Genomic DNA, 21,196 nt, shown 5'->3' with positions numbered 1-21,196 from the left:
CTCAAGCCCTACGGCGCTCAGGCGTAGAATCGAGAAAGGCTCTGAAGCACAGCCGCCGGCTTAGCCCCGCCCTCGATCTCAATCGTGCCGTCGACGGCGATCTGCACGCCCCCTGGCACGTCCTCGACCGAGGCCAGCTTCCCAACCAGTCGGATCCGCGACCCGACCTTCACCGGCGAGGGGAAACGCACCTTGTTCAGCCCGTAGTTCACCTTCGTCGAGACGCCCTCGACATCCAGCAGCTCGGTGAACAGCGGGATGAAGAGCGACAGGGTCAGATATCCGTGCGCGATGGGCGCGCCGAACGGCCCCTCCGCCGCCTTCTCGGGATCGACGTGGATCCACTGGTGATCCCCGGTGGCATCCGCGAACGTGTTGATGCGCTCCTGCGTGACCTCGATCCACTCACTCGTGCCGAGGTCACTCCCGGCGAGCTTCTTGAGTTCGTCGATGCCATTTACGGTGATGCTCATATAGCGTCCTTACAACAGAGTATGAGTTGGTTGACGGGGCGTCAGCGGCTGCCGTACCGCTTACGCACCCGGGCCTTCAGCAGCTTGCCGGAGGCAGTCCGCGGGAGTTCCTCCGCGAGCACCACCGACTTGGGGATCTTGTACTTGGCCAGGCGTCCGGCCAGGGAGGCGAGGACCTCGTCCGGGTCGAGCTCCACGTCCTCGCGGGGCACGACGACCGCCCGCGGCACCTCGCCCCACTTGTCGTCGGGCACGCCGATGACCGCGCACTCGACGATGTCCGGATGCCCCAGGAGCAGGTCCTCGATCTCGGCGGGGTAGATGTTCTCGCCACCGGAGATGATCATGTCCTTGATGCGGTCGACGATATGGACGTAGCCGTCCTCGTCGACCCGCGCGGCGTCCCCGCTGCGGAACCACCCGTCGCTGAACGTGGCGGCGGTCTCGTCCGGCAGCCCCCAGTAGCCGGGCATGACATGCGGCCCGCGTACGACGACTTCACCGGTCTCGCCGACTTCGACCGGCGCCATGTCGGGCCGTACGACGCGGACGTCGCTGAAGAAGTGCGGGACTCCGGCCGAACCCGCCTTGCTGACCGCGTGCTCGGCGTCCAGGAAGAGCGTGCCGGGCGAGGCCTCGGTCATGCCATAGCCCTGGAGGAAGGTGAGCCCGCGCTCCTGGTACTTGGCGATCAGCGGGGTCGGGACCGGGGAGCCGCCGCAGGTCAGGATCCGCAGCGACGACAGGTCCGCGCCGGCCCAGCGCTCGTGCCGCGCCACCTGGTCGAACATCGTCGGGACACCGAACATGAAGGTGATCCGGTGCCGTTCGATCAGGTCGAAGGTGGCGTCCGGGTCGAAGGACTCGACCAGGACGCAGGTGCCGCCCTTGAGCAGGACCGGCAGAGTGAGCATGTTCAGGCCGGCCGTGTGGAACAACGGGGCGGAGACCAGGGCGCGTTCTTCGGCGATCAGGTCGTGGTCGATGAGGACGTTGATCGCGTTCCACGTCAGGTTGCCGTGGGTGAGCATCGCGCCCTTGGGGCGGCCCGTCGTCCCCGAGGTGTACATGATGATGCAGGTGTCGTCGGCGCCGACGGGCTGGTCGATCGGCTCGGCGGACGCCTCGGCGATCAACGCCTCGTAGTCGGGGCCGACTTCGACGTACGACCGCACATCGGTACTGCCCGGCAGTCCGGCGACGATCCCGGCGTGCGAGGGCGCGTACACGAGCGCCTTGGCGCCCGAGTCCGCGAGCTGGTAGCCGATCTCGGGCCCCGCGAGACGGGTGTTGAGGGGCACGAAGACCGCGCCGAGTGTGCCCGCCGCGAACAGCGTCTCGAGGTACGAGGGGTGGTTGGGGCCGAGGTAGGCGACCCGGTCGCCGCGTCGGATGCCGGCTGTGCGCAGGGCGTGTGCGAGGCGGGTGGTCCGCTCGTACAGCTCGGCGTACGTCGTCTCGGTGTCGTGGTGGATCAGGGCGGTGCGTCGGGGTGTCTTGCGGGCCCGGCGTGCGGGCCAGGACCCCACTCCCTCATTGCGCATCGGTGGCCCCCTTACGCCTTCGTCAGTCCGAGCAGCCGGGCGGCGTTCTCCTTGAGGATCTTCGGCCTGACCTCGTCCTTGATGGGCAGTTTCTCGAAGTCCGCGAACCAGCGGTCCGGGGTGAGGACGGGGTAGTCGGAGCCGAACAGCACCTTGTCCTTGAGCAGCGTGTTCGCGTACTGCACGAGCTGCGGCGGGAAGTATTTCGGCGACCAGCCGGACAGGTCGATGTGCACGCCCGGCTTGTGCGTGGCGACTGCGAGAGCCTCGTCCTGCCAGGGGAAGGACGGGTGCGCCAGGATGATCTTCAGATGCGGGAAGTCGGCGGCGACGTCGTCCACGTGCAGGGGGTTCGAGTACTTGAGCCTGATCCCGCCCCCGCCGGGCACTCCGGCGCCGATGCCGGTCTGCCCCGTGTGGAAGAGGGCGATCGTGCCGGTCTCCTCGATCACCTCGTACAGCTCGTACGCCACGGACCGGTCGTTCGGGAAGAAGCCCTGGATGCTGGGGTGGAACTTGAACCCCTTCACCCCGTACTCCTCGACCAGGCGGCGGGCCTGCTTCACACCGGCCTTGCCGCGGAAGGGGTCGATGGAGGCGAACGGGATCAGCACGTCCGGGTTGGCTGCCGCCGCTTCGGCGACCTCCTCGTTCGCGACGGGCTCGGTGCCGGTCGCAGATTCGGCGTCGACCGTGAAGATCACGGCGGCCATCTTCCGCTCGCGGTAGTACGCGGCCGTCTCCTCCAGGGTGGGCTTCCGCTTGCCCTCGACCTTGAAGTAGGCGGAGGAGGCGTCGTGCAGGTCGTCATCCAGCGAGGACTTGCCCTTGGAGGAGACCTCGGCGTGCGTGTGGACGTCGATCGCGACGAGTTCCTCGACGTTGAGGTTCGCCATGGTTCACGCCTCCGGGAACTTCGGCGCGGGGACGCCCACGGTCTGCGGCTCGGCGCCCAGCGAGGTGGGCCAGGCGTCGGCGAGGGTGTCGGGGGCCCAGCCACCGTCAGCGTACGCCGCCTTGATCTCCTGGGGATGGGACCACAGGGTCACCTTGTCGCCGCCGATGCCGATGGCCTGGCCGGTCACCCCGCGGGCGGCCTCGGAGGCCAGGAACGGGATCAGCGCGGCGCAGTCCTCGGGGGTGCCGAAGCCCTCGCCCTTGCGCAGGAAGTCCGGCAGCGGCTCGCCCTGCTTCATGGCCTCGATGTAGGGGGCGAAGGCCGGGATGGTCTCGGTCATCGCGGTGGCGGCGACCGGCACGACCGCGTTGACGGTGATGCCCGAGCGGGACAGCTCCATCGACCACGTACGGGCCATGGCGGCGATGCCGGCCTTCGCGGCGGAGTAGTTGGTCTGGCCGAAGTTGCCGCGCTGTCCGGCCGGGGAGCCGACCAGGATCAGGGTGCCGCCCTCGCCCTGCTCGCGCATGCGGACGGCGGCGGCGCGGGCGCAGGTGAAGGTGCCCTTGAGGTGGGTGGTGATCACCGCGTCGAAGTCGTCGTCGGTCATCTTCCACAGGACCCGGTCCCGGAGGATGCCCGCGTTCGTGACCAGGATGTCGAGGCGCCCGAACTCCTCCACGGCGCGGGCGACGAGCCGGTCCGCGGCCTCGGACGTACCGACCGGGACCACCTCGGCGACCGCGCTGCCACCGGCCGCGGTGATCGCCTTGACGGCCTGCTCGGCGACGGCCTCGTCCACGTCGTTGACGACCACGGAGGCGCCTGCGGCGGCGAGAGCGTGCGCGTAGGCGAGGCCGAGGCCACGGCCGGAGCCGGTGACGACGGCCACCTTGCCGGTGAGATCGATGCTGGGCACGACGGGGTCCCTTCGAGAAGCGGATGCGGCTGCGAGTCGAGTCAGAGCTGCGGCTACGAGATCGAAGCTAAGGACAATAATTGTCGACGTCAATAGTTGTTGCGAGCCGAGTCGTGCGCCATGCTGTGAGCACCACGCACACCCCGCCCCCCGTCCGGGGCCTCGACCAGGGAGCCCGCCATCGCCGGCCAGCAGCACGCGACCAACCCCGACGCCATCGACGCTCAGGAGCCATGGATGCGCGGGCTGCACTCGGACACCGGCTATCTGCTGTACCGGATCGGTCTGCGCTCGGGGCAGCTGTTCAACGCGTTCCTCCAGGAGTCGGGGCTACGGCTGCGCCACTACGCGCTGCTGCGCTACCTGACCACGACCGAGGGCGCCCTCCAGCGGGAGCTGAGCGCACGCCTCGGGTACGACCCGAGCGCGATCGTCGGCCTGGTAGACGACCTGGAGAAGCTCGGTTTCGCCGAGCGCCGCCCCTCGCCGGACGACCGCCGCAGCCGGATAGTCGCCCTGACGGAGAACGGCCGGGCGTTCCTGCGCGACTCCCACGAAGCGGGGCGGCGGGCGACGAGCGACCTGCTCCAGCCCCTCGACACCGCGGAGCGGGACACGCTGCACACGCTCCTGCAGCGGATCGCCGAGACCGAACTCGGCTGAACCCGGGACCAGTTGAGCTTGGACAACGCTTGGACGACCCGATGACCGTACGTTCGGCGCCCGACCGCCTCCTCGCCGTACTCGCCGCCTTCGACCACGACCACCCGGCGCTCTCCCTCACGGACATCAGCCGCCGGGCCGGGCTGTCCCTCACCACCGCCCACCGCTTGGTGGGCGCGCTCAGCGAGTGGGGCGCTCTGGAGCGCGACGCGTCCGGGACGTACCACGTGGGCCTGCGCCTATGGGAGGTCGCGGCGCTGGCGCCCCGCGGCCTGGCCCTGCGGCAGATCGCGCTGCCGTACCTGGAGGACCTGTACGAGGCCACGCACCAAAACGTGCAGATGGCGGTACGGGATGGCGACGAGGTCGTCTACATCGAGTGGATCTCCGGGCACTCGGCGGTCGGCGTGCACATCCGGGTGGGCGCGCGCTGGCCACTGCACGCGACGGGTGTCGGGCTCGCGCTGCTGGCGTACAGCGACGCGGCGTCCCAGGAGGCGTACTGCGCACGCCCCCTCGTCGCCTTCACCCCGCACACCATCACCGACCCGGCCATCCTGCGCCGCGTACTGGCCGAAGTGCGGCGCTCGGGTGTGGCGGTGAGCAGCCGTCAGGTCACGGAGGACGCGCTGTCGGTAGCCGCTCCGGTCCGCAACGCGGACGGCTCCGTGATCGCGGCCACCTCCGTCGTGGTGCCCGAACGCGACGCCCAGGTACCGGCGTTGATCCCGGCGGTACGGCTCGCCGCGCTTGGGATCTCGCGGGCGCTGGGGTGGCAGCCGCGTGCCTCCGGCGGTTGAGCGGGTGGGTTCGTTTTTGGGTGCGGGTGCGTTGTGGCTGGCGACCATGGCGACTGGTGAGCTTTGCGACCGGCGGTTCCGGGAGCGCCCCTTCAGGGGCGCGGGGCTGTATCAATATGCGGCTCCGCCGCGTGGGCGCGACCAGCCACAACGCACCCGCAGCCGCGACGCGAAGTGTCACCCCCACCCCGGTAGGCACCCCACCCGCCCCGTGAACCCACCCACCCGCGGTAGGCGCCACCACCCGTTCCGCCGAAGGCAGGAGGCCTGGGGGCGCAGCCCCCAGTTTCGGGAAGGGGCGGGGCCTGGGGAAAGAAAACCCGCCGCCCACGGAACCGCACCCGGCGGAGCCTAGGCCGCAGCGCTGCTGGTGTGGGCGCTCGCCGCATACCTCACCGGCGCCCCCACATGCCGCGCCGTACCCACACAACTCACCCACCCACCCCCGGACGTGGGCGTAACAGTCCACCGCGCCGTAAGCCGCCCACCCGCGGCAACGAAGTCAGCGCCCACCGCACCGAGCGCCTGTACGCTCCACCCCCCGGGAACCCGGAGCTCGAGCCCAGCCGCAGTCCACGGCTTGGCGGAGCCGTTCGCAAGCGTGGCCGTCACGGTGAACGCCTCGCCCCGCGCAGCGACATCGAGCGAAACCCCGAACGGCTTGCGCTCGTACTGGTCCGCCCACGACGACCGCATCAGCCGCACCAACGCATCCGCCTCGGCAGGCCGCTTGTCGGCGATGTCATCCCGCTCACCGGGATCCCTGGCGAGGTCGTACAGCTCAACCTCCCACTGGTCATCGGGCACGTTGCGGTCCTGCCCCGGCGCAAACCGCACCGCCTTCACATCCCCACGCCGCAGCGCCTCGGCAAGCCGCCGCCCCCGCCACCGGTCGATGGCGTCGGATCCCGGAGTCCGGCCACTGTGGTTGCGGTAGAAGTACAGGTGGTCATGGCGGGCGGCGTCCGTGCCGCCCCGCAGCAGCGGGGCGATGGACAGCCCGTCGACATCCGCGGGAGCGGGCGCGCCCGCGAGCTCGGCGAGCGTCGGCAGCAGGTCGGTCAGCGGGGTCGGCCGGTCCGTGACGCCGGACGGCACACGCTTCGGGGACCAGGCGATGAGCGGAACGCGGATACCGCCCTCGTACAGGTTGCGCTTGAGGCCGCGCAGCCCGCCGCTCGCGCCGAAGAGCCCGGGGTCGGTACGGCCCTCCTCGTGCGGCCCGTTGTCACTCGTGACGATCACCACAGTCCGGTCCGCTATGCCAAGCGACTCCAGCCGCTTGGTGACCTTGCCGACAAGGGCATCGAAGTTGCTGACCTGCGCGGCGTGCAGCTTGTCGGGGCGCGGCCAGGGGCGGGAACGGTACGCCCCTATCTCAGGCGCGCGGCTCGGCGCATGCGGCAGGGTGGACGTGAGGCAGAGGAGAAAGGCCTCCTCCTTGTGCGCGTCCATGAAGTCGAGGGCGCGGGCCTCGAAGAGGTCGGGGGCGTAGACGCGTCTGGCGCCGTCTTCGTTCTCCGGGATCTCCTCCCGCTCGGCGTTCCGCCACAGGTACGACGGGTAGTAGTCGTGCGCGTGCCGGTGCGTGAGGTAGCCGTAGAACTCGTCGAAACCACGGGCGCTGGGATGGCTCGGCTGATTCGGCTCCTCCGGGCCGAAGCCCCACTTGCCGACCAGCCCGGTCCGGTAGCCCCGGGCACGCAGCGCCTCGGCGAAGGTGAAGTCACGGTCGGTGAGGGCGGCCTGGCCACCGGGTCCCCACGGATTCTCACGCACGGTCGCGTGGCCGCTGTGCAGCCCGGTGAACAGGGAGCAGCGCGAGGGGGCGCAGACCGGGGCCGCCGCGTAGGCGTCCGTGAAGCGCAGGCCCTCGGCGGCGAGGGCGTCCAGATGCGGCGTGTGGATCAGCTTCTGTCCGTACGCTCCGAGCTCGCCGTATCCGAGGTCGTCCGCGACGATCACCACGAAGTTGAGCCCGTTCGCCGGGGATTGGGCGGCGGGCACTACGGGGGCCTGCGGGAGCGCGTCGGTGTCCGGGGTCGTGGCCGACTCGCAGGCCGTGGCCGCCCCTGTGACGCCGAGCGCGACTGCGGTCCCGGCGAGGAAGCGACGGCGGCTGGGCATACGTGTTCTCCTGTGCGTGGTTCAGTGAGCGTGGCGTGCGGCGTCCGTGGCCGAGGAGGAAGATGAGGAAAGGGGTACTCGGGCCACTACGCGGCACACGGTAGGAAGTCAGAAACGGGTCGAAGGTTCCCACCATGTGACGCTCGGCTTGATTTCTTTCGTGCGCGGCTTGATCACGCCGTCTCATTCGCGTCTCGTGGCTGGTTCCTTCTGCTCCACGCCGTTGCCGAGACCGTAATCAGATCTCAGCAATCCGGGCCTTACGGTCCGGATGGTCCGTCACATCACCAAAGCGTGAGGGCTTCGGCTTGGGTACGGTCTCTCGCTTCCTCCCGCCGCTGATGCGGCAGGGTTGCGCCACCTGCCCGCCCCGTCCCAGCCGTGCGGCCGGGACGGGTGGTGCGGGTCTTACGGTCGGCTCCACGAGGCTTCGACGCCTTGGCGGCGTCCAGGTCTCCGGCCACTCCGGTACCTGCAGTGCTGGCCGCCGCGAGGGCGGCGAGGTTGTGTGCTGCGTTCTCGTCCCGGTCCATCACGAGCGGGCATGCGTCGCAGTCGAAGACTCGAACGTGCAGCGGCAGCTTGGCTTTCACGGCGCCGCAGTTCGAGCAGGTCTTGGAAGAGGGGTACCAGCGGTTGGCCAGGATGGTGTGGGTGGCGTTGCGCCGGCCTTTGTAGGTGAGCTGGCGGCGGATCTCCCCGAATCCGGCGTCGGCGACCTGCCGGGCCAGGCGCCGGTTCTTGAGCATTCCGGCGACGTTGAGGTCTTCCACCACCACGGTGCCGTACTCGTCCCGGATCTTGGTGGTGAGCTTGTGCAGGGCATCCGCGCGCTGGTTCGCCACCCGGTGGTGCACCTTGTTGCGTTCGCGGTCGGCTTTCTCCCACCGCTTCGAGGGTTTGTGTCCGGTGCGCCGGTCGGGGCCCTGGCGGCGGGAGACCCGGCGCGAGTGCAGGCGCAGCAGTTTCAGGGAGCCGTCCAGGTGCTTCGGGTTGGGCTCGTAGCGGATCTCCCCGGCGCTGTCGGCCATCACGGCCAGGTGTTTCACCCCGAGGTCGATACCGACCGCCGCGTCCGGGCGGGCGACGCGGACCAGGTCCCGCTTGACCTCGGTCTGGAAGGACACGAACCAGCGTCCGCGTTCGTGCCGCACGGTCGCGGACAGGATGCGGGCGGTCCCGGCCGCGATGCGCTCACGCAGGTCGTCGGCGCGTTCGTGCACACGGATCGTGCCCAGCCGGGGCAGGGTGACATGGCGGCCGTCCGGCTCGACGCGGATGGCGCCGGTGGTGAACCGGCAGGCCAGGCGCGCCTTCCGCTTCGACTTCCGCCGCGGCGCGCCCACACGCTTGCCCTTGCGCTTGCCGTTCTTCGACTTGGCGTAGTTGTCGAACGCGGCGGCGGCGTTGGCCAGGCCGGTGCTGTACGCCTCCTTGGAGTTCTCCCCCCACCAGCCGGCGAACCGGGGGTCGGTGCGTTTGGCCTCGTTGAACGCCTTCCGCAGCGCGGGCAGCGACCACGGCCGCCACGGCGTCAACTCTGCCTCGCCGATCCCGTAGGTCGCCTCGGCCGCCCGCTGCGCCCACGAGGCCCGCACCCACGACACCGCCCAGTTGTATGCAGCGCGCGACGCACCGCAATGCGACCGCAACGCCTGTTCCTCAGCGGCGTTCGGATCGAGGGCGAACCGGTACGCCTGCACCACGAACCCCGGCTGTGGCTGGAACTTCTTCACCCGGCAGCCTCGCCGGTCATCACAGCCGCAGCGCGCGCAGCGCGGTTCTTCGCGGCCCTACGCCCGTACCGGCCAGCGCACATCGAGGTCAGTACCTCGGTGATGTCGCGCACCAGGTCGTCCGTGGTCTCCTGCGGATCAAGGACCACCAGACGCCGCCCGGACGCCGACAGGGTCGCTTCAAGGTGCTCGACACCGAACCGGGCCAGCCGCACCCGGTGCTCCACCACGATCACGTCGGCCCTCGGGTCGGCGAGGACACCGTGCAGCTTTTGACGGCGTCCGTTCAGCCCGGACCCGACCTCCTTCACCACCTCACCCACAGCCAGGCCCACACGGTTCGCGCCCTCCACCACGCGAACGGCCTGCCGGTCGAGGTCCGCCTTCTGGTCGGCGGAGGAGACCCGGCAGTACGCCACCACCCGCTCCTGCGTCGAGGCGGGCGTATCGTCAACGAGCCAGGTACCAGAGGCGGTCTGGCGGACGGGGACCGGCATCGTGCCGTTCTTCACCCACCGCCAGGCGGTCTGGTAGCTGACGCCCTGCTGACGCGCCCACTCAGATAGCTTCACGCTCTGAGTATATCTGACTATAGAAGTCTACAAACGACTATGCATCACGGAACAAACGCCACCCGGCGCGCCCACTGATCCACACGGACGACATCCCTCTCGCCGGTGAGGACGTGCGCCGGGGTCGTCGGGCACAGGGACGGACTGGGCCGCCGAGCCTGGTGGTCCCCGAGTCCCTGCGCCGCACCCACGACCGCATCGGCCTCCACGAGGAGGCGGCGGCCCGCCTCCTCAGCCTCAACTGACGAAACAGTCCTGACAGTTACTGACTTTGTTGGCGTGATGTCGTAGCTGACGAGCGGTAGTTGCTGCGGTAGGTCGGTTGTATGAGGTATCCGCAAGGGGGCGGGCTGACCGCCGAGCGGCAGGCGTTTCGTGAGCACATCCGGTTACAGGCGGCCGAGTTGTTCGCTGCTGGGCAGGGCAATGCCGCGGTCGCCCGTGAGTTACGTGTCAGCGTGCGATCCGTGCAGCGGTGGCGCCGGGCCTGGGAGGACGGTGGGGAGAGGGCCCTGGCGTCGAAGGGGCCGGCTTCCAGGCCCAAGTTCAGTGAAGCGCTCTTCGCGGTGCTGGAGCAGGAACTGGTCAAGGGGCCGGTGGCGCACGGCTGGCCGGACCAGACCTGGACGCTGGCGCGGATCAAGACCTTGATCGGGCGCCGGTTCCACAAGAGCATGACGTTGTCGGCGATCGCTCAGATGCTGCACCGGCACGGCTTCAGCCACCAGGTCCCGGCCAGACGCGCGGTGGAACGCAACCAGGAAGCCGTCACCGGCTGGGTGAAGGAGACCTGGCCCCAGGTGGAAACACCGCGGCGGCGCTCGGGGGCTGGATCTGCTTCGAAGACGAGGCAGGCTTCTCGATGACGCCGCCCACGATGCGGACCTGGGCCAGGCGCGGGTGCACGCCCGTCATCCGGGTGCGCGGACGTTCCCAGCGCCGGTTCTCCATCGCCGCTCTGGCTTGTTACAAGCAGGGCGAACGCTCGCGGCTGATCTTCAGGCCCAAGCGGCATGTCGACCACAAACGGGGCGGCAGACGCAGTTTCACCTGGACCGAGTACCGCGACCTGCTGATCGACGCCCACCAGCAGCTCGGCGCCCCGATCGTGCTCATCTGGGACAACTTGAACGTGCACAAGGATGCCAGGCTGCGGGAGTTCATCGACGCCCACGACTGGGTCACCAGCTGCTTCCTGCCGGCCTACGCACCGCACCTCAACCCTGTCGAAGGCATCTGGTCGCTGCTGCGACGCAGCAGCCAGGCCAACACCGCCTTCACCGACCCCGACCACTTGATGCGCACCCTCAGACAGGGCCTCCGCCAGATCCAGTACCGCAGCAACGTCATTGATGGCTGCCTCGCCGGAACCGGCCTCACCTTGACGACACCACGCCAACAAAATCAGTAGTTACAGGAGGCCATGACGTTGCTGACGCCTTCGCGTAGCCGTGATGCTGGCGGCTGCCCGTTCGCTGTGCTGTGGGGGCGGCGGTAGTTGTAGTGGATGCTCCAGACCGCGAGAGCTTCCCGGCGTTGGTTTTCGGATGTCCAGGTGCGGGCGTAGAGGAACTCCTCGGAGATGATCCGGTTGTAGCGCTCTACTTTCCCGTTATGCCGGGGCGTGTACGGAGTGATCCGTTGATGCCGCGTCCCCAGGAGAGCCCGGGCGAACGCGTCGGCTCGGTAACAGGCACCGTTGTCTGTGACGATCCGCTCGATGTGAGTGATGCCGTGGGCGGCGAACCAGGCTCTTACTCGGTGCATAAACGCGATCGCGGTAGCGGCTTTCTCGTCCGGGAGGGCTTCGGTGTAGGCGAGGCGGGAAGTAGCCGTCGATCGCGGAGTGGAGGTAGACGTAACCGCCGCGCTTGGTCTTCCTCTTCGAGCGCTCGGCGTCTTTCGCCTTGGCGCTTCCGCGTCCGTGGACGCGCCAGCCACCGCCGTCGGGAACCCTGTCGACCTTCTTCACATCAACGTGCACCATGTGGCCAGGCCGCCGGGCGACGATCTTCTGTGGTTCACGGTTGGTGTCGCCGCTCGGGTCGATGAACTTGCGCCTGTTGAGTCCAAGGTCGGCCAGATGGCGGCTGATCGTACGTCGGGAGACCTGGGTCTGATCTGCTGTGAGTTCGTGGGCGATGCGGGCCGCTGACCACTTGTCGGTACGCCGCATCTTTTCGATTCTCGCGGCCATGTCGGGCGCGGTCGCAGTCGGTTGGCGATGTGGCGTCGAGCTTCTGTCGTGTAGCCCAAGCTCGCCGTGGTGGCGGTAGCGATTGACCCACTTCGATGCGGTCGCTCTGGAGATGCCCATCTCTGCGGCGACGTGCGCGATGGGCCGAGTGCGGCAACGTTTGACCAGACGTCGGCGTCCTTCAACGCTCAAGGGTGCGTTGGCGTGTGTCATGGCGTGGCCCGAGTGTTGCGGAATGCGTGGTGTCGGGCCCCGGCGACGATGAGCAGGCTGGCTGCCCCGAGGGCGGCGGCTGACACGGCGACCACGGTGACGCCCGAGCTTTGCAGCAGAAGACCACCGATGATGCCACCAAGGGCCATCGCAGCATTCCAGAGGGTGACGAGGACCGCTTGCGCGGTGTCAGCGGCAGCGGCGCTGCTCCGCATTCCGGCTTGTCCGGCTGCGGTTTGCAGCAAGGTCGGGGCACCGCCCCACCCCAGGCCCCAAAGTACAGCGGCGGCCCAAACGATCGCGTGTGCTGTGGTGACGGCAAGCGCTGCGGTGGCGAGAGTGAACAGCACCGCGCCGGTGACCATCAGAGCCCGTAGCCGGCGGTCGACATGACGTCCGACGTACCAAATGCTCACCAGGCATGCGACACCGAAAGCAAGGAGAACCGCGTCGGTCGCTGACCCGAGCCCGGCGTGCTGTAGGTAGGGAGCGATGTAGGCATAGATGATCGTGTGCCCGAGAACGAACGTCGTGACCGTGACCATGATCGCCGCGACACCGGGCACCGCCAGAGTCTGCCGCAGGGGCGACTTCGCTGATTCTGGTGCGGGGTCCGAACGGTTGGTGTCAGCCTGTTCAATGGCGGGTTGCCCCACGCCGGGGACGGACACGCCGATCCAGCCGATGACGGCAAGAGTCACCAGGGAGACAGCGCCAAACGCCGCCCGCCATCCCACCTGTTCACCGATCAGCGTGCCGGCCGGAACTCCCAAGGACAACGCCACAGGGATCCCGGTCATCGCCACTGCGATGGCGCGGCCTTCCAAGCCGGCAGGTGCGATACGACGGGCGTAGCCAGCGAGGATCGCCCACGCCAGGCCGGCGGCCACGCCGGCAAGGAACCGGCCCGCGAGCAGGACGATGTATCCCGGTGCAGCCGCAGTCAGCGTGTTGGCCACCAGGAAGACGGCCATGGCGCCGAGCAGCAGTGGTTTCCGCGGAACAGATGCTGTCGCCGTGGCGAGCGGGATCGCGGTCAACGCCGTACCGGCCGCATAGACGGTAACGGCCTGGCCGGCAGCACCCGAACTGGTGCCCAGTGAGGCCGACATCTCGGGCAGCACACCGGCGGGCAGAGTTTCGGTCAAGCTCGTGATGAAGACAGCAGTCCCCAGTGCCAACAGCGCCGACCATGGCAGGCCGACCTGTCGCGTACGAGACTGCGCGTCAGAAGACGTGGTGATCATGGCCCGAATCTTGGAACCTTCACATAGATGTGATGGTCAAGTCGAGGTGCGCCGAGTAGTTTCGGCGGGCGTGAGGATCGGTGAATTGTCGCGACTGACGGGTGCGTCCCGTCGGCTACTTCGCTACTACGAGGAGCAGGGGCTGATTGTCCCGGACCGGGGCGCGAACGGGTATCGGGAGTATGACGACCGCTACGTGGACCGGGTCAACCAAATCCGCGGCCTGCTGGATGCGGGCCTCCCCACTCGCATCATCAAGCAGATCCTTCCGTGCCTGGACAAACCTCGATCGATCCACTTTCCCGATGCAACACCGGAGATGCTGGCCTTGCTGACCGCCGAGCGGGACCGGCTCACCGAGCGGATCGACGTACTCATCCGCAACCGTGATGCGATGAGCGAGTACCTGACTGAAGTCGGACTATGCCGAGCGCTGGCGCCTGGCAGCTCTCAGGGAACACCGAACTCCCCGTCGGTGGTGTCAGCAACGTCATGACCCGCAACAGTTAGTCCCAGCCCTGCCCCGATTCCGCCCGGCCCCGCGCCGGCCCGGCCCCCGGTCCCTGTGACCGGGGCCTTCACCGTCCGGGCGCCCACTCTTCCCTCTCGTTCAGGGTGTGAACTCCGCTCCCCCGCAAGCACTTTCTCTGCTTTATCTCTTGACGACTGGAGTGACAGGGAGCACATTGTCCGGCGCGGCTTCACTGAGAGCGCTCTCAATGAAGGACCCCCCACCCGCTTCTCCACCCGCACCCGCACCCCCCACTGTGAACGAGGCACCCATGAGCGGAACTCACAGCAAGCGCAAAACTCGCCGGCATTGGCTCATCGCCGTACTGAGCACGCTGGGCCTGGCCGCGGGCGCCGCGGCGATCACCCTGCCCGCGAACGCGTCTCCCCCACCGCCCCCGTCCGGCTGGACCGAAGTGTTCACCGACGACTTCAACGGAGCCGCAGGCACCGGCGTCAACCGCGACAACTGGCAGTACGCCACGGGCACCGGCTACCCCGGCGGCCCCGCCAACTGGGGCACCGGCGAGATCGAGACGATGACCGACAGCACGGACAACGTCGCCCTCGACGGCAACGGCAACCTCCGGATCACGCCACGCCGCGACGCCTCCGGCAACTGGACCTCCGGCCGCATCGAGACCAACCGCACCGACTTCGAGCCACCCGCCGGCGGCAAGCTGCGCGTCGAGAGCCGGCTCCAGACGCCGAACGTCACCGGTGCCGCGGCCAGGGGCTATTGGCCCGCGTTCTGGATGCTGGGCGAGCCGTACCGCGGCAACTACCAGAACTGGCCGGCCGTCGGCGAGCTGGACATCATGGAGAACACCCAGGGCCAGAACACGGTGTTCGCCACCATGCACTGCGGCACCGCCCCGGGCGGCCCCTGCAACGAGAACACCGGCATCGGCAGCTCCACCTCGTGCCCCGGCACGGCCTGCACGGCCGGCTTCCACACGTTCGCCCTGGAGTGGGACAGGTCGGCCGACATCGAGGAGATCCGCTTCTACGTCGACGGCGACAACTTCCATACGGTGCGCGAGAACCAGGTCGACGCCACGACCTGGACCAACGCCACGGACCACGGTTTCTTCATCATCCTGAACGTCGCGATGGGCGGCGCCTTCCCGAACGCCCACGGCGGCGGCCCGGACGCCGCCACCGAGCCCGGCCACCCGATGGTCGTCGACTACGTCCAGGTCCTCCAGTCAGCCGGCTGACACCAACGCCACCTCCGGATACCCCCCACAAGGGGCGGGCCGAACGGCCCGCCCCTTCTCCGTGTCCGCGCCCGCTCCCGCCCGGGAATCCCCGGCCGCCACGCGTGGTTGATCCCAAGCGGTCGCCACATCGCTCGACGACAATGGGGATCCGGCACACAAGAACGGACGGAGCTGGCGCAGGCCATGAAGATCGACCTGACCGACACCACGGCAAGCAAGATCAACAAGGCCCTCGTGGAAGGCCGCCGCGCCATCGGCACCCCCGCCGTGGGCATGGTCCTGACGATGGTCATCGTGACGGACGAGGAGAACGCGTACGACTCGATCAAGGCGGCCGAGGAAGCCTCGCACGAGCACCCCTCACGCACCCTGGTCGTCATCAGGCGCGTCTCCCGAACGCCCCGCGACCGCACGAAGTCCCGGCTGGACGCCGAGGTGCGGGTCGGCGCGGACGCGGGCACCGGCGAGACGGTCGTGCTCCGGCTGTACGGGGAGGCCGGCGACCACGCCGATTCGGTGGTCCTCCCGCTGCTGCTGGCGGACGCGCCCGTGGTGGTGTGGTGGCCGGTGGACGCCCCCGAGGTGCCCGCGAAGGACCCGCTGGGGGCGCTGGCCCAGCGCCGGATCACGGACATGTTCGCGGTCGAGGCGCCGCTGGTCGCCCTGGAGCAGCGGGTCGCCTCGTACGCGCCCGGCGACACGGATCTCGCCTGGACCCGGCTGACGCCGTGGCGCTCGATGCTGGCCGCGGCCCTCGACCAGGCCCGTGCGGAGGTGATCTCGGCAGCCGTCGAGAGCGAGGCAGAGAACCCGAGCGCCGAGCTGCTGGCCCGCTGGCTGGAGGCCCGGCTGCGGGTGCGGGTCGATCGGGTGGTCACCCCCGGCCCGGTCGTCACGGGCGTACAGCTCGACACCGTGAACGGCGAGGTCCGTATCGACCGCCCCGAGGACCCGCTGGCCACCCTCTCCCTGCCCGGCCAGCCCTCGCGCACCCTCGCCCTGAAGGTCCGCCCCACCTCGGAGCTGATCGCCGAGGAACTGCGCCGCCTGGACGCGGACGAGATGTACGCGGTCGCCCTGCGCGGTGCCGACAAGGCGGGGAGCGGCCGTGTCTGACACATCGCCCACGATGGCCGACCACCGCACGCTCATAGGAAGCGAAAGGGCATGACAGCCATGGAATTGGGACTGATCGGTCTCGGCAAGATGGGCGGGAACATGCGCGAGCGCATCCGCCAGGCCGGGCACACCGTCATCGGCTACGACCGTGATCCCGAGCTCTCCGACGTCGGCAGCCTGACCGAGCTGGTCGGCCGGCTCGAAGGCCCGCGGGTGATCTGGGTGATGGTCCCGGCGGGCGGCCCGACCCAGTCCGTCGTCGATGAACTCGGGGACCTGCTGGAGGCCGGTGACACGGTCGTCGACGGCGGCAACTCCCGCTGGACGGACGACGAGAAGCATGCCGAGGAGCTGGGGGCGCAGGGCATCGGCTTCGTCGACGCGGGCGTCTCCGGCGGTGTGTGGGGCCTGGAGAACGGTTACGCGCTCATGGTCGGCGGCGATAAGGAGCACGTGGACCGGCTCCAGCCGATCTTCGAGGCACTCAAGCCGGAAGGCCCGTACGGCTATGTCCATGCGGGCCGGGTGGGTGCCGGGCACTTCTCGAAGATGGTCCACAACGGCATCGAGTACGCCATGATGCAGGCCTACGCCGAGGGCTGGGAGCTGCTGCAGGCGGCCGACTCCGTCACGGACGTGCGCGAGGTGTTCCGCTCCTGGCAGCAGGGCACGGTCATCCGCTCCTGGCTGCTCGACCTGGCGGTCGACGCGCTCGACGAGGACGAGTACTTGGAGAAGCTGCGCGGCTATGCGCAGGACTCGGGTGAGGGCCGCTGGACGGTCGAGGCGGCCATCGACAACGCGGTGCCGCTGCCGGCGATCACCGCGTCGCTCTTCGCGCGGTTCGCCTCCCGGCAGGACGACTCGCCGCAGATGAAGATGATCGCGGCGCTGCGCAACCAGTTCGGCGGTCACTCCGTCGAGTCGGCGAAGTAGGCGATTAACGGTCATGGGCGACCTTCTCCTGCTCCGCCACGGCGAGACCGAGTGGAGCGCGGCGGGTCAGCACACCAGCCGGACGGACCTGCCGCTCACCCCGCGCGGCGAGGAACAGGCCAAGTCCCTGGCTCCGCTGCTGGCGGGCCGGTCCTTCGCGCTCGTCCTGACCAGCCCGCTCGGCCGCGCGCTGCGCACCGCCGAACTCGCGGGCCTGTCCGGGGCGGTGGTGGACCCGGATCTGCACGAGTGGGAGTACGGCGGCTACGAGGGCGTCACCACCGTCGAGATCCACCGCACCCGTCCCGACTGGGATCTGTGGACGGACGGGGCGCCGTCCGGCCCGGAGGGGCACGTCGGCGAATCGCCCGGGCAGGTGGGCGAGCGTGCTGACCGGGTCCTGTCCCGGGTCGCCGAGGTGCTCCCCGAGGGTGACGTGCTACTCGTGGCCCACGGCCACTTCCTGCGTGTGCTGACGGCCCGGCGGCTGGGTCTGCCGCCGTCGGACGGGCGGCTGTTCCGGCTGGAGACGGGGACGCTGAGCCGGCTGTCGACGGAGCACGGGTGGCCGGTTGTCGCGGAGTGGAACACCAGGGCGTAGTCGGCCAGTTGACACCCGCCCCGGGCCGCGTCAGAGTCCCCGCTGATGGAGATCAACGATCTGACGCCGGCCGAAGAGCGAGTGTGGCGGGCCTTCCCGTGCGGGGAGGTCGTGGACTTCCGCACCGACGGGGGCGAGGACGCCACGGCGGGAGCGGGCTGGGGACCGGAACGGAGCCTGCGTGCCTCGGTGTTGAGGGCGCTGCTGGCCAGCGCGCCCCAGGAGGACGGCGAGATCGCCGCCCTGCGGGTCAGGGGTGCCCGGATCACCGGCGAGCTCGACCTCATGCACGCCGTCGTCGACCACCCGATCAGCCTGACGCACAGTTACTTCGCCAACCTGCCCTATATGTACGGCGCCCAGCTGCGCAGACTCAGCCTGCGCGGTTCCGTGCTCCCCGCCCTGGACCTCGGCAGCGCGCGGGTCGACGGCGTGGTGAATCTTTCGGAGTGCCGGGTGCGCGGGCGGGTGCATCTGGGCGGGACCCAGATATCCGGTGCGCTGATCCTGGAGCGCGCCGAACTCACCGCCTCGGACGACGGGGAGCCCGCCCTCAAGCTCCAACGGACGGTGGTGGGAGACGACTTGTTGGCGCTGGGGCTGCGCGCACAGGGCGAGATACGGCTCAACGGCGCCACCGTAAACGGGTCGGTCAACCTCAGCAGCGCCCGCCTGTCCCACCCCGGCCAGGTGGCCCTCGACGCCGTGACGCTCAGCGTGGAGGGCGACCTCCTGCTGCGCCACGCGGACGTCGAGGGGTGGATCGGGCTACGGGGCGCCCGTGTCGCCGGCCGCCTCGACCTGTCGTACGCGCGTGTGTCGAACCCCGGCGACATGGCGCTGCGGGCCTCCAGTTGCACCGTCGGGGAACTGTGGCTGCGCAGGGGCGAACCACTGGACGGCGGCCTCAACCTGCGCCGGGCCCAGGTGGAGGTCCTGTTCCTGGAGCCGGAGAAGCTGCCGGACACGGTCCGCCTCGACGGTCTCGGCTATACGACCCTCACGCCCCATGAGCCCGCCGAGCGCCGTCTGCCCATGCTGGAACGCGACGACGACCGCTATGTCCCGCACGCCTACGAGCAGTTGACCGCCGCCTACCGCCGTATCGGCGACGACGACGCGGCCCGCGTCGTCCAACTGGCCAAGCAGCGCCGCCACCGGCTCACGCTTCCCTGGTACGGGCGCCTGTGGGGCCAGGTCCAGGACGCGGCCGTCGGCTACGGCTTCCGCCCGCTGCGCGCCGCGGTCTGGCTGCTGTCGCTGCTCGCGGTCGGCTCCATCTCGTACGCCCTGCACCATCCGCCGGCCCTGAAGCCGGACGAGGCGCCGCCCTTCAACGCCGTCTTCTACACCCTCGACCTGCTGCTCCCGGTGATCTCCTTCGGCCAGGAGGCCGCGTTCGCCCCGAAGGGCCCGTACCAGTACCTGTCCTACGTCCTGGTCCTCACCGGCTGGATCCTGGCCACGACGGTCGTCGCGGGCGTGACGCGGACGGTCAGCCGCCAGTGACTCCGCCCGCGGCGTGCTGCGCCGCCAGACGTACGGGCGCGTTCTGGGCGCCGTACCCCCGATAGCCGCCGTCGCGCTGGACCAGCTCGAAGAAGACGCGGCCGACGGTGTGGGTGTAGCAGTGCCGGAAGACGCCGTGCTCGTCCCGGTCGTAGAGGATGCCCAGCTCGCGGTACGTCGCCAACTCGCCCTCGGTGAGGTCGAACCGGGCCGCGAGGTCGTCGTAGTAGTTCGCGGGGATCGGCAGCAGGTGGCCGCCGGCCTCGCGGAAGCGGCGGGCCGCGGCGACCACGTCGTCCGTGGCCAGCGCGATGTGCTGGGCGTGGACCGTGTCGTCCGTCGGGGCCGCGCCGACGGTGAGGGCGATACGGACGCTGCCGTCGGCGTTGGTGACGGCGCGGCTGCGCAGCAGACCGTACGGGTCTGCGACGTCCACGCTCTGCTGCGCCCGCAGCCCGAGGACACTGCGGTGGAAGAGGGCCGCTTCGTCGAAGTGGTGCCAGGGCTGGGTGAGGGCGAGGTGGTCGATGCGGTGCACGTTCGGGGCTTGTCCGGTGTGCTCGTGGTCCTCGAAGTCGGCGAGCCAGTCGGGGAGTTCGGGCCGGTTCGTGGCGCAGAAGAACAACTCCGTGCCGTCGGGGGCGGCGACCGCGTCGAGGGGGACGTCCTGTGGTGCGCGGCGGCGCGGCAGTACCGGTGCCAGCAGGGCCTCGGCGCGCCGGGCGGCGCCCGCCGGGTCGGGTGACTCCAGGCCGAGCGCGGCGAGCCTCGTGCCGTCGCGGCGGTCGGCGGGTCCGGTGTTGACCAGGATGCGGGCCTCGCCCTGCTGCCACAGGTCGACGGGCTTGCCGCGGTGGCGTGCGGTGCGGGCGAAACCGAGTGCGCCCAGCAGCGCCGCGAGGGGTTCCGCGTCCGGAGTGAGCAGTTCGGCGAAGGCGACGCCAGTGGGGACGACGGGCGCAGGCAGCGACGCGACTCCGACGGTCTCTTGCAGGACGAGCAGGGAGCGGCGGGCGTCCACCGCGGTCGGGCCGGCCTCGGCCTGCCGGAACACGTCGTTGAAGACCTCCAGGGAGAGCGGCCCGTCGTAACCGGTGCGCAGCACATGCCGCAACAGCCCCGCGACGTCGAAGCCGCCCTGGCCGGGAAAGCAGCGGTGGTGGCGGCTCCACTGCAGGACGTCCATCGCGAGCAACGGGGCGTCGGCGAGCTGGAGGAAGAAGATCTTCTCGCCGGGAAGGTCCGCGATGCCCTTGGGATCGGACCCGCGGGCGAGAATGTGAAAGCTGTCGAGACAGGTACCGAGCGCCGGATGATCGGCCCGCTCGACGATGCGCCAAGCATGGTCGTACGTACTGACGTGCCGCCCCCACGCCAGCGCCTCGTACGCGACACGTATGCCGAACTCCTCGGCCAGCTCGGCAAGTTGACGCAGCTGACCGGCGGCGAGCACGTCGTCGTCCACGGCGAGCGGCGACACACTGGAACACACCAGCACGGTGTCGGCCCCGAGCCGCCGCATCAGCTGAAACTTACGCTCGGCCCGCCGCAGGTTCCGCGCGAACTCGTCCGACGGCACGGCCTCGATATCGCGCATCGGCTGGTAGAGATCGATGCTCAGCCCGAGGTCGGCGCACCGGTCGCGGACCTCCTCGGGCGCGAGGGGACTGGCGAGCAGGTCGTTCTCGAAGATCTCGACACCGTCGAACCCGGCCCGCGAGGCGGCAGTGAGCTTCTCGGTGAGGGAACCACTGAGGGAGACGGTGGCGATGGAGGTACGCATGGGGTGCTCCTTCGAGGCTTCACGCTTCTGGAGGCTTCACACTTCTGGCGGTGCTGCTAAGGCGCCGGTTCACGGGGCGCCTCTTCAGGGGCGCGGGGCTATGACATATGCGGCTCCGCCGCGATG

General features: G+C 69.5%; 18 protein-coding genes and 2 pseudogenes. 10 read left to right on the top strand and 10 right to left on the bottom strand.

Annotated elements, in window-relative coordinates:
- Window positions 1–17: 17 nt before the first annotated feature.
- The 4 genes from ABD357_RS38050 to ABD357_RS38035 are packed head-to-tail and all read right to left on the bottom strand — an operon-like array spanning window position 18 to window position 3,834.
- Entirely contained in the window at window positions 18–473 is a 456-nt protein-coding gene (locus tag ABD357_RS38050) for a MaoC family dehydratase (RefSeq protein WP_344395907.1), read from the bottom strand.
- 41 nt (window positions 474–514) lie between these two features.
- Window positions 515–2,017, bottom strand: a complete 1,503-nt coding sequence (locus tag ABD357_RS38045) for an acyl-CoA synthetase (RefSeq protein ID WP_344395905.1) — start codon at window positions 2,015–2,017, stop codon at window positions 515–517.
- An 11-nt stretch (window positions 2,018–2,028) separates the two neighbouring features.
- A complete protein-coding gene (locus ABD357_RS38040; protein WP_344395904.1) occupies window positions 2,029–2,913 on the bottom strand; it encodes an amidohydrolase family protein in 885 nt (294 codons plus the stop codon).
- Between the two features lie 3 nt (window positions 2,914–2,916).
- Window positions 2,917–3,834: an SDR family NAD(P)-dependent oxidoreductase gene (locus tag ABD357_RS38035; protein ID WP_344395902.1), complete on the bottom strand. Its 918-nt coding sequence runs from the start codon at window positions 3,832–3,834 to the stop codon at window positions 2,917–2,919.
- A 237-nt stretch (window positions 3,835–4,071) separates the two neighbouring features.
- Here ABD357_RS38035 and ABD357_RS38030 point away from each other — a divergent pair, with 237 nt between their 5' ends.
- Entirely contained in the window at window positions 4,072–4,497 is a 426-nt protein-coding gene (locus tag ABD357_RS38030; protein WP_344395901.1) for a MarR family winged helix-turn-helix transcriptional regulator, read from the top strand.
- A 41-nt stretch (window positions 4,498–4,538) separates the two neighbouring features.
- Complete coding sequence (locus ABD357_RS38025) at window positions 4,539–5,297, top strand: IclR family transcriptional regulator (protein ID WP_344395900.1); 759 nt, start codon at window positions 4,539–4,541, stop codon at window positions 5,295–5,297.
- A gap of 351 nt (window positions 5,298–5,648) precedes the next feature.
- Here ABD357_RS38025 and ABD357_RS38020 read toward each other — a convergent pair whose 3' ends face one another.
- The 3 genes from ABD357_RS38020 to ABD357_RS38010 all read right to left on the bottom strand — a co-directional run bounded on the left by ABD357_RS38020 (window position 5,649) and on the right by ABD357_RS38010 (window position 9,732).
- On the bottom strand, window positions 5,649–7,424 hold the full coding sequence (locus tag ABD357_RS38020; protein ID WP_344395899.1) for a sulfatase-like hydrolase/transferase: 1,776 nt from the start codon (window positions 7,422–7,424) through the stop codon (window positions 5,649–5,651).
- 284 nt (window positions 7,425–7,708) lie between these two features.
- Window positions 7,709–9,160 (bottom strand): IS607 family element RNA-guided endonuclease TnpB, encoded by a 1,452-nt coding sequence (gene tnpB / locus ABD357_RS38015; protein WP_344395898.1) that lies wholly within the window; start codon window positions 9,158–9,160, stop codon window positions 7,709–7,711.
- Complete coding sequence (locus tag ABD357_RS38010; RefSeq protein ID WP_344395897.1) at window positions 9,157–9,732, bottom strand: IS607 family transposase; 576 nt, start codon at window positions 9,730–9,732, stop codon at window positions 9,157–9,159. The genes tnpB and ABD357_RS38010 overlap by 4 nt, the downstream gene beginning before the upstream one ends.
- A gap of 113 nt (window positions 9,733–9,845) precedes the next feature.
- Here ABD357_RS38010 and ABD357_RS38005 point away from each other — a divergent pair, with 113 nt between their 5' ends.
- Entirely contained in the window at window positions 9,846–9,977 is a 132-nt protein-coding gene (locus tag ABD357_RS38005) for a hypothetical protein (RefSeq protein ID WP_344395896.1), read from the top strand.
- 81 nt (window positions 9,978–10,058) lie between these two features.
- Window positions 10,059–11,143 (top strand): IS630 family transposase gene (locus ABD357_RS44965; protein WP_425585184.1). Its coding sequence is split into 2 segments (ribosomal slippage): window positions 10,059–10,584 and window positions 10,584–11,143, totalling 1,086 coding nucleotides; the frame shifts between segments, so codons are not numbered across the junction.
- Here the strand turns inward: ABD357_RS44965 and ABD357_RS37990 are convergent.
- A pseudogene (locus tag ABD357_RS37990) lies at window positions 11,137–12,142 on the bottom strand (IS481 family transposase). The gene ABD357_RS44965 and the pseudogene ABD357_RS37990 overlap by 7 nt on opposite strands.
- The gene (locus ABD357_RS37985; protein WP_344395892.1) at window positions 12,139–13,389 is read right to left on the bottom strand and encodes an MFS transporter; all 1,251 of its coding nucleotides are present in this window, start codon (window positions 13,387–13,389) and stop codon (window positions 12,139–12,141) included. Before ABD357_RS37985 ends, ABD357_RS37990 begins: the two are co-directional and overlap by 4 nt.
- A 70-nt stretch (window positions 13,390–13,459) precedes the next feature.
- On the opposite strand from ABD357_RS37985, the gene ABD357_RS37980 reads away from it, so the two are divergent.
- The 6 genes and pseudogenes from ABD357_RS37980 (at window position 13,460) to ABD357_RS37955 (ending at window position 19,287) form a co-directional block, all read left to right on the top strand.
- Window positions 13,460–13,885: a MerR family transcriptional regulator gene (locus ABD357_RS37980; RefSeq protein WP_344395891.1), complete on the top strand. Its 426-nt coding sequence runs from the start codon at window positions 13,460–13,462 to the stop codon at window positions 13,883–13,885.
- Window positions 13,886–14,171: 286 nt separating this feature from the next.
- Window positions 14,172–15,116 (top strand): annotated as a pseudogene (locus ABD357_RS37975) (glycoside hydrolase family 16 protein); the annotation flags it as partial.
- 189 nt (window positions 15,117–15,305) lie between these two features.
- Window positions 15,306–16,238 (top strand): glucose-6-phosphate dehydrogenase assembly protein OpcA, encoded by a 933-nt coding sequence (opcA, locus tag ABD357_RS37970; RefSeq protein ID WP_344395890.1) that lies wholly within the window; start codon window positions 15,306–15,308, stop codon window positions 16,236–16,238.
- A gap of 60 nt (window positions 16,239–16,298) precedes the next feature.
- Window positions 16,299–17,177, top strand: a complete 879-nt coding sequence (gene gnd, locus ABD357_RS37965) for a phosphogluconate dehydrogenase (NAD(+)-dependent, decarboxylating) (protein WP_344396067.1) — start codon at window positions 16,299–16,301, stop codon at window positions 17,175–17,177.
- 13 nt (window positions 17,178–17,190) lie between these two features.
- Entirely contained in the window at window positions 17,191–17,778 is a 588-nt protein-coding gene (locus tag ABD357_RS37960) for a histidine phosphatase family protein (protein ID WP_344395889.1), read from the top strand.
- 45 nt (window positions 17,779–17,823) lie between these two features.
- Window positions 17,824–19,287, top strand: a complete 1,464-nt coding sequence (locus ABD357_RS37955; RefSeq protein ID WP_344395887.1) for a translocation/assembly module TamB domain-containing protein — start codon at window positions 17,824–17,826, stop codon at window positions 19,285–19,287.
- Here the strand turns inward: ABD357_RS37955 and ABD357_RS37950 are convergent.
- Window positions 19,274–21,070: a bifunctional sugar phosphate isomerase/epimerase/4-hydroxyphenylpyruvate dioxygenase family protein gene (locus tag ABD357_RS37950; protein ID WP_344395886.1), complete on the bottom strand. Its 1,797-nt coding sequence runs from the start codon at window positions 21,068–21,070 to the stop codon at window positions 19,274–19,276. The two genes, ABD357_RS37955 and ABD357_RS37950, sit on opposite strands and share 14 nt — an antisense overlap.
- Window positions 21,071–21,196 lie beyond the last annotated feature (126 nt).

Origin of the sequence: Streptomyces vastus (assembly GCF_039532825.1) — a bacterium.
Classification (GTDB): Bacteria; Actinomycetota; Actinomycetes; order Streptomycetales; family Streptomycetaceae; genus Streptomyces; species Streptomyces vastus.
The sequence above is the reverse complement of the archived record's forward strand: the minus strand, read 5'-3'. Positions and strand labels throughout refer to the sequence as shown.

Bases quoted from the DNA above. Each gene is read 5' to 3' on its own strand.
- ABD357_RS38050 (WP_344395907.1), bottom strand. From the start codon at position 473: ATGAGCATCACCGTAAATGGCATCGACGAACTCAAGAAGCTCGCCGGG.
- ABD357_RS38045 (WP_344395905.1), bottom strand. From the start codon at position 2,017: ATGCGCAATGAGGGAGTGGGGTCCTGGCCCGCACGCCGGGCCCGCAAG.
- ABD357_RS38040 (WP_344395904.1), bottom strand. From the start codon at position 2,913: ATGGCGAACCTCAACGTCGAGGAACTCGTCGCGATCGACGTCCACACG.
- ABD357_RS38030 (WP_344395901.1), top strand. From the start codon at position 4,072: ATGCGCGGGCTGCACTCGGACACCGGCTATCTGCTGTACCGGATCGGT.
- ABD357_RS38025 (WP_344395900.1), top strand. From the start codon at position 4,539: ATGACCGTACGTTCGGCGCCCGACCGCCTCCTCGCCGTACTCGCCGCC.
- ABD357_RS38020 (WP_344395899.1), bottom strand. From the start codon at position 7,424: ATGCCCAGCCGCCGTCGCTTCCTCGCCGGGACCGCAGTCGCGCTCGGC.
- ABD357_RS37985 (WP_344395892.1), bottom strand. From the start codon at position 13,389: ATGATCACCACGTCTTCTGACGCGCAGTCTCGTACGCGACAGGTCGGC.
- opcA (WP_344395890.1), top strand. From the start codon at position 15,306: ATGAAGATCGACCTGACCGACACCACGGCAAGCAAGATCAACAAGGCC.
- gnd (WP_344396067.1), top strand. From the start codon at position 16,299: ATGGAATTGGGACTGATCGGTCTCGGCAAGATGGGCGGGAACATGCGC.
- ABD357_RS37960 (WP_344395889.1), top strand. From the start codon at position 17,191: ATGGGCGACCTTCTCCTGCTCCGCCACGGCGAGACCGAGTGGAGCGCG.
- ABD357_RS37955 (WP_344395887.1), top strand. From the start codon at position 17,824: ATGGAGATCAACGATCTGACGCCGGCCGAAGAGCGAGTGTGGCGGGCC.
- ABD357_RS37950 (WP_344395886.1), bottom strand. From the start codon at position 21,070: ATGCGTACCTCCATCGCCACCGTCTCCCTCAGTGGTTCCCTCACCGAG.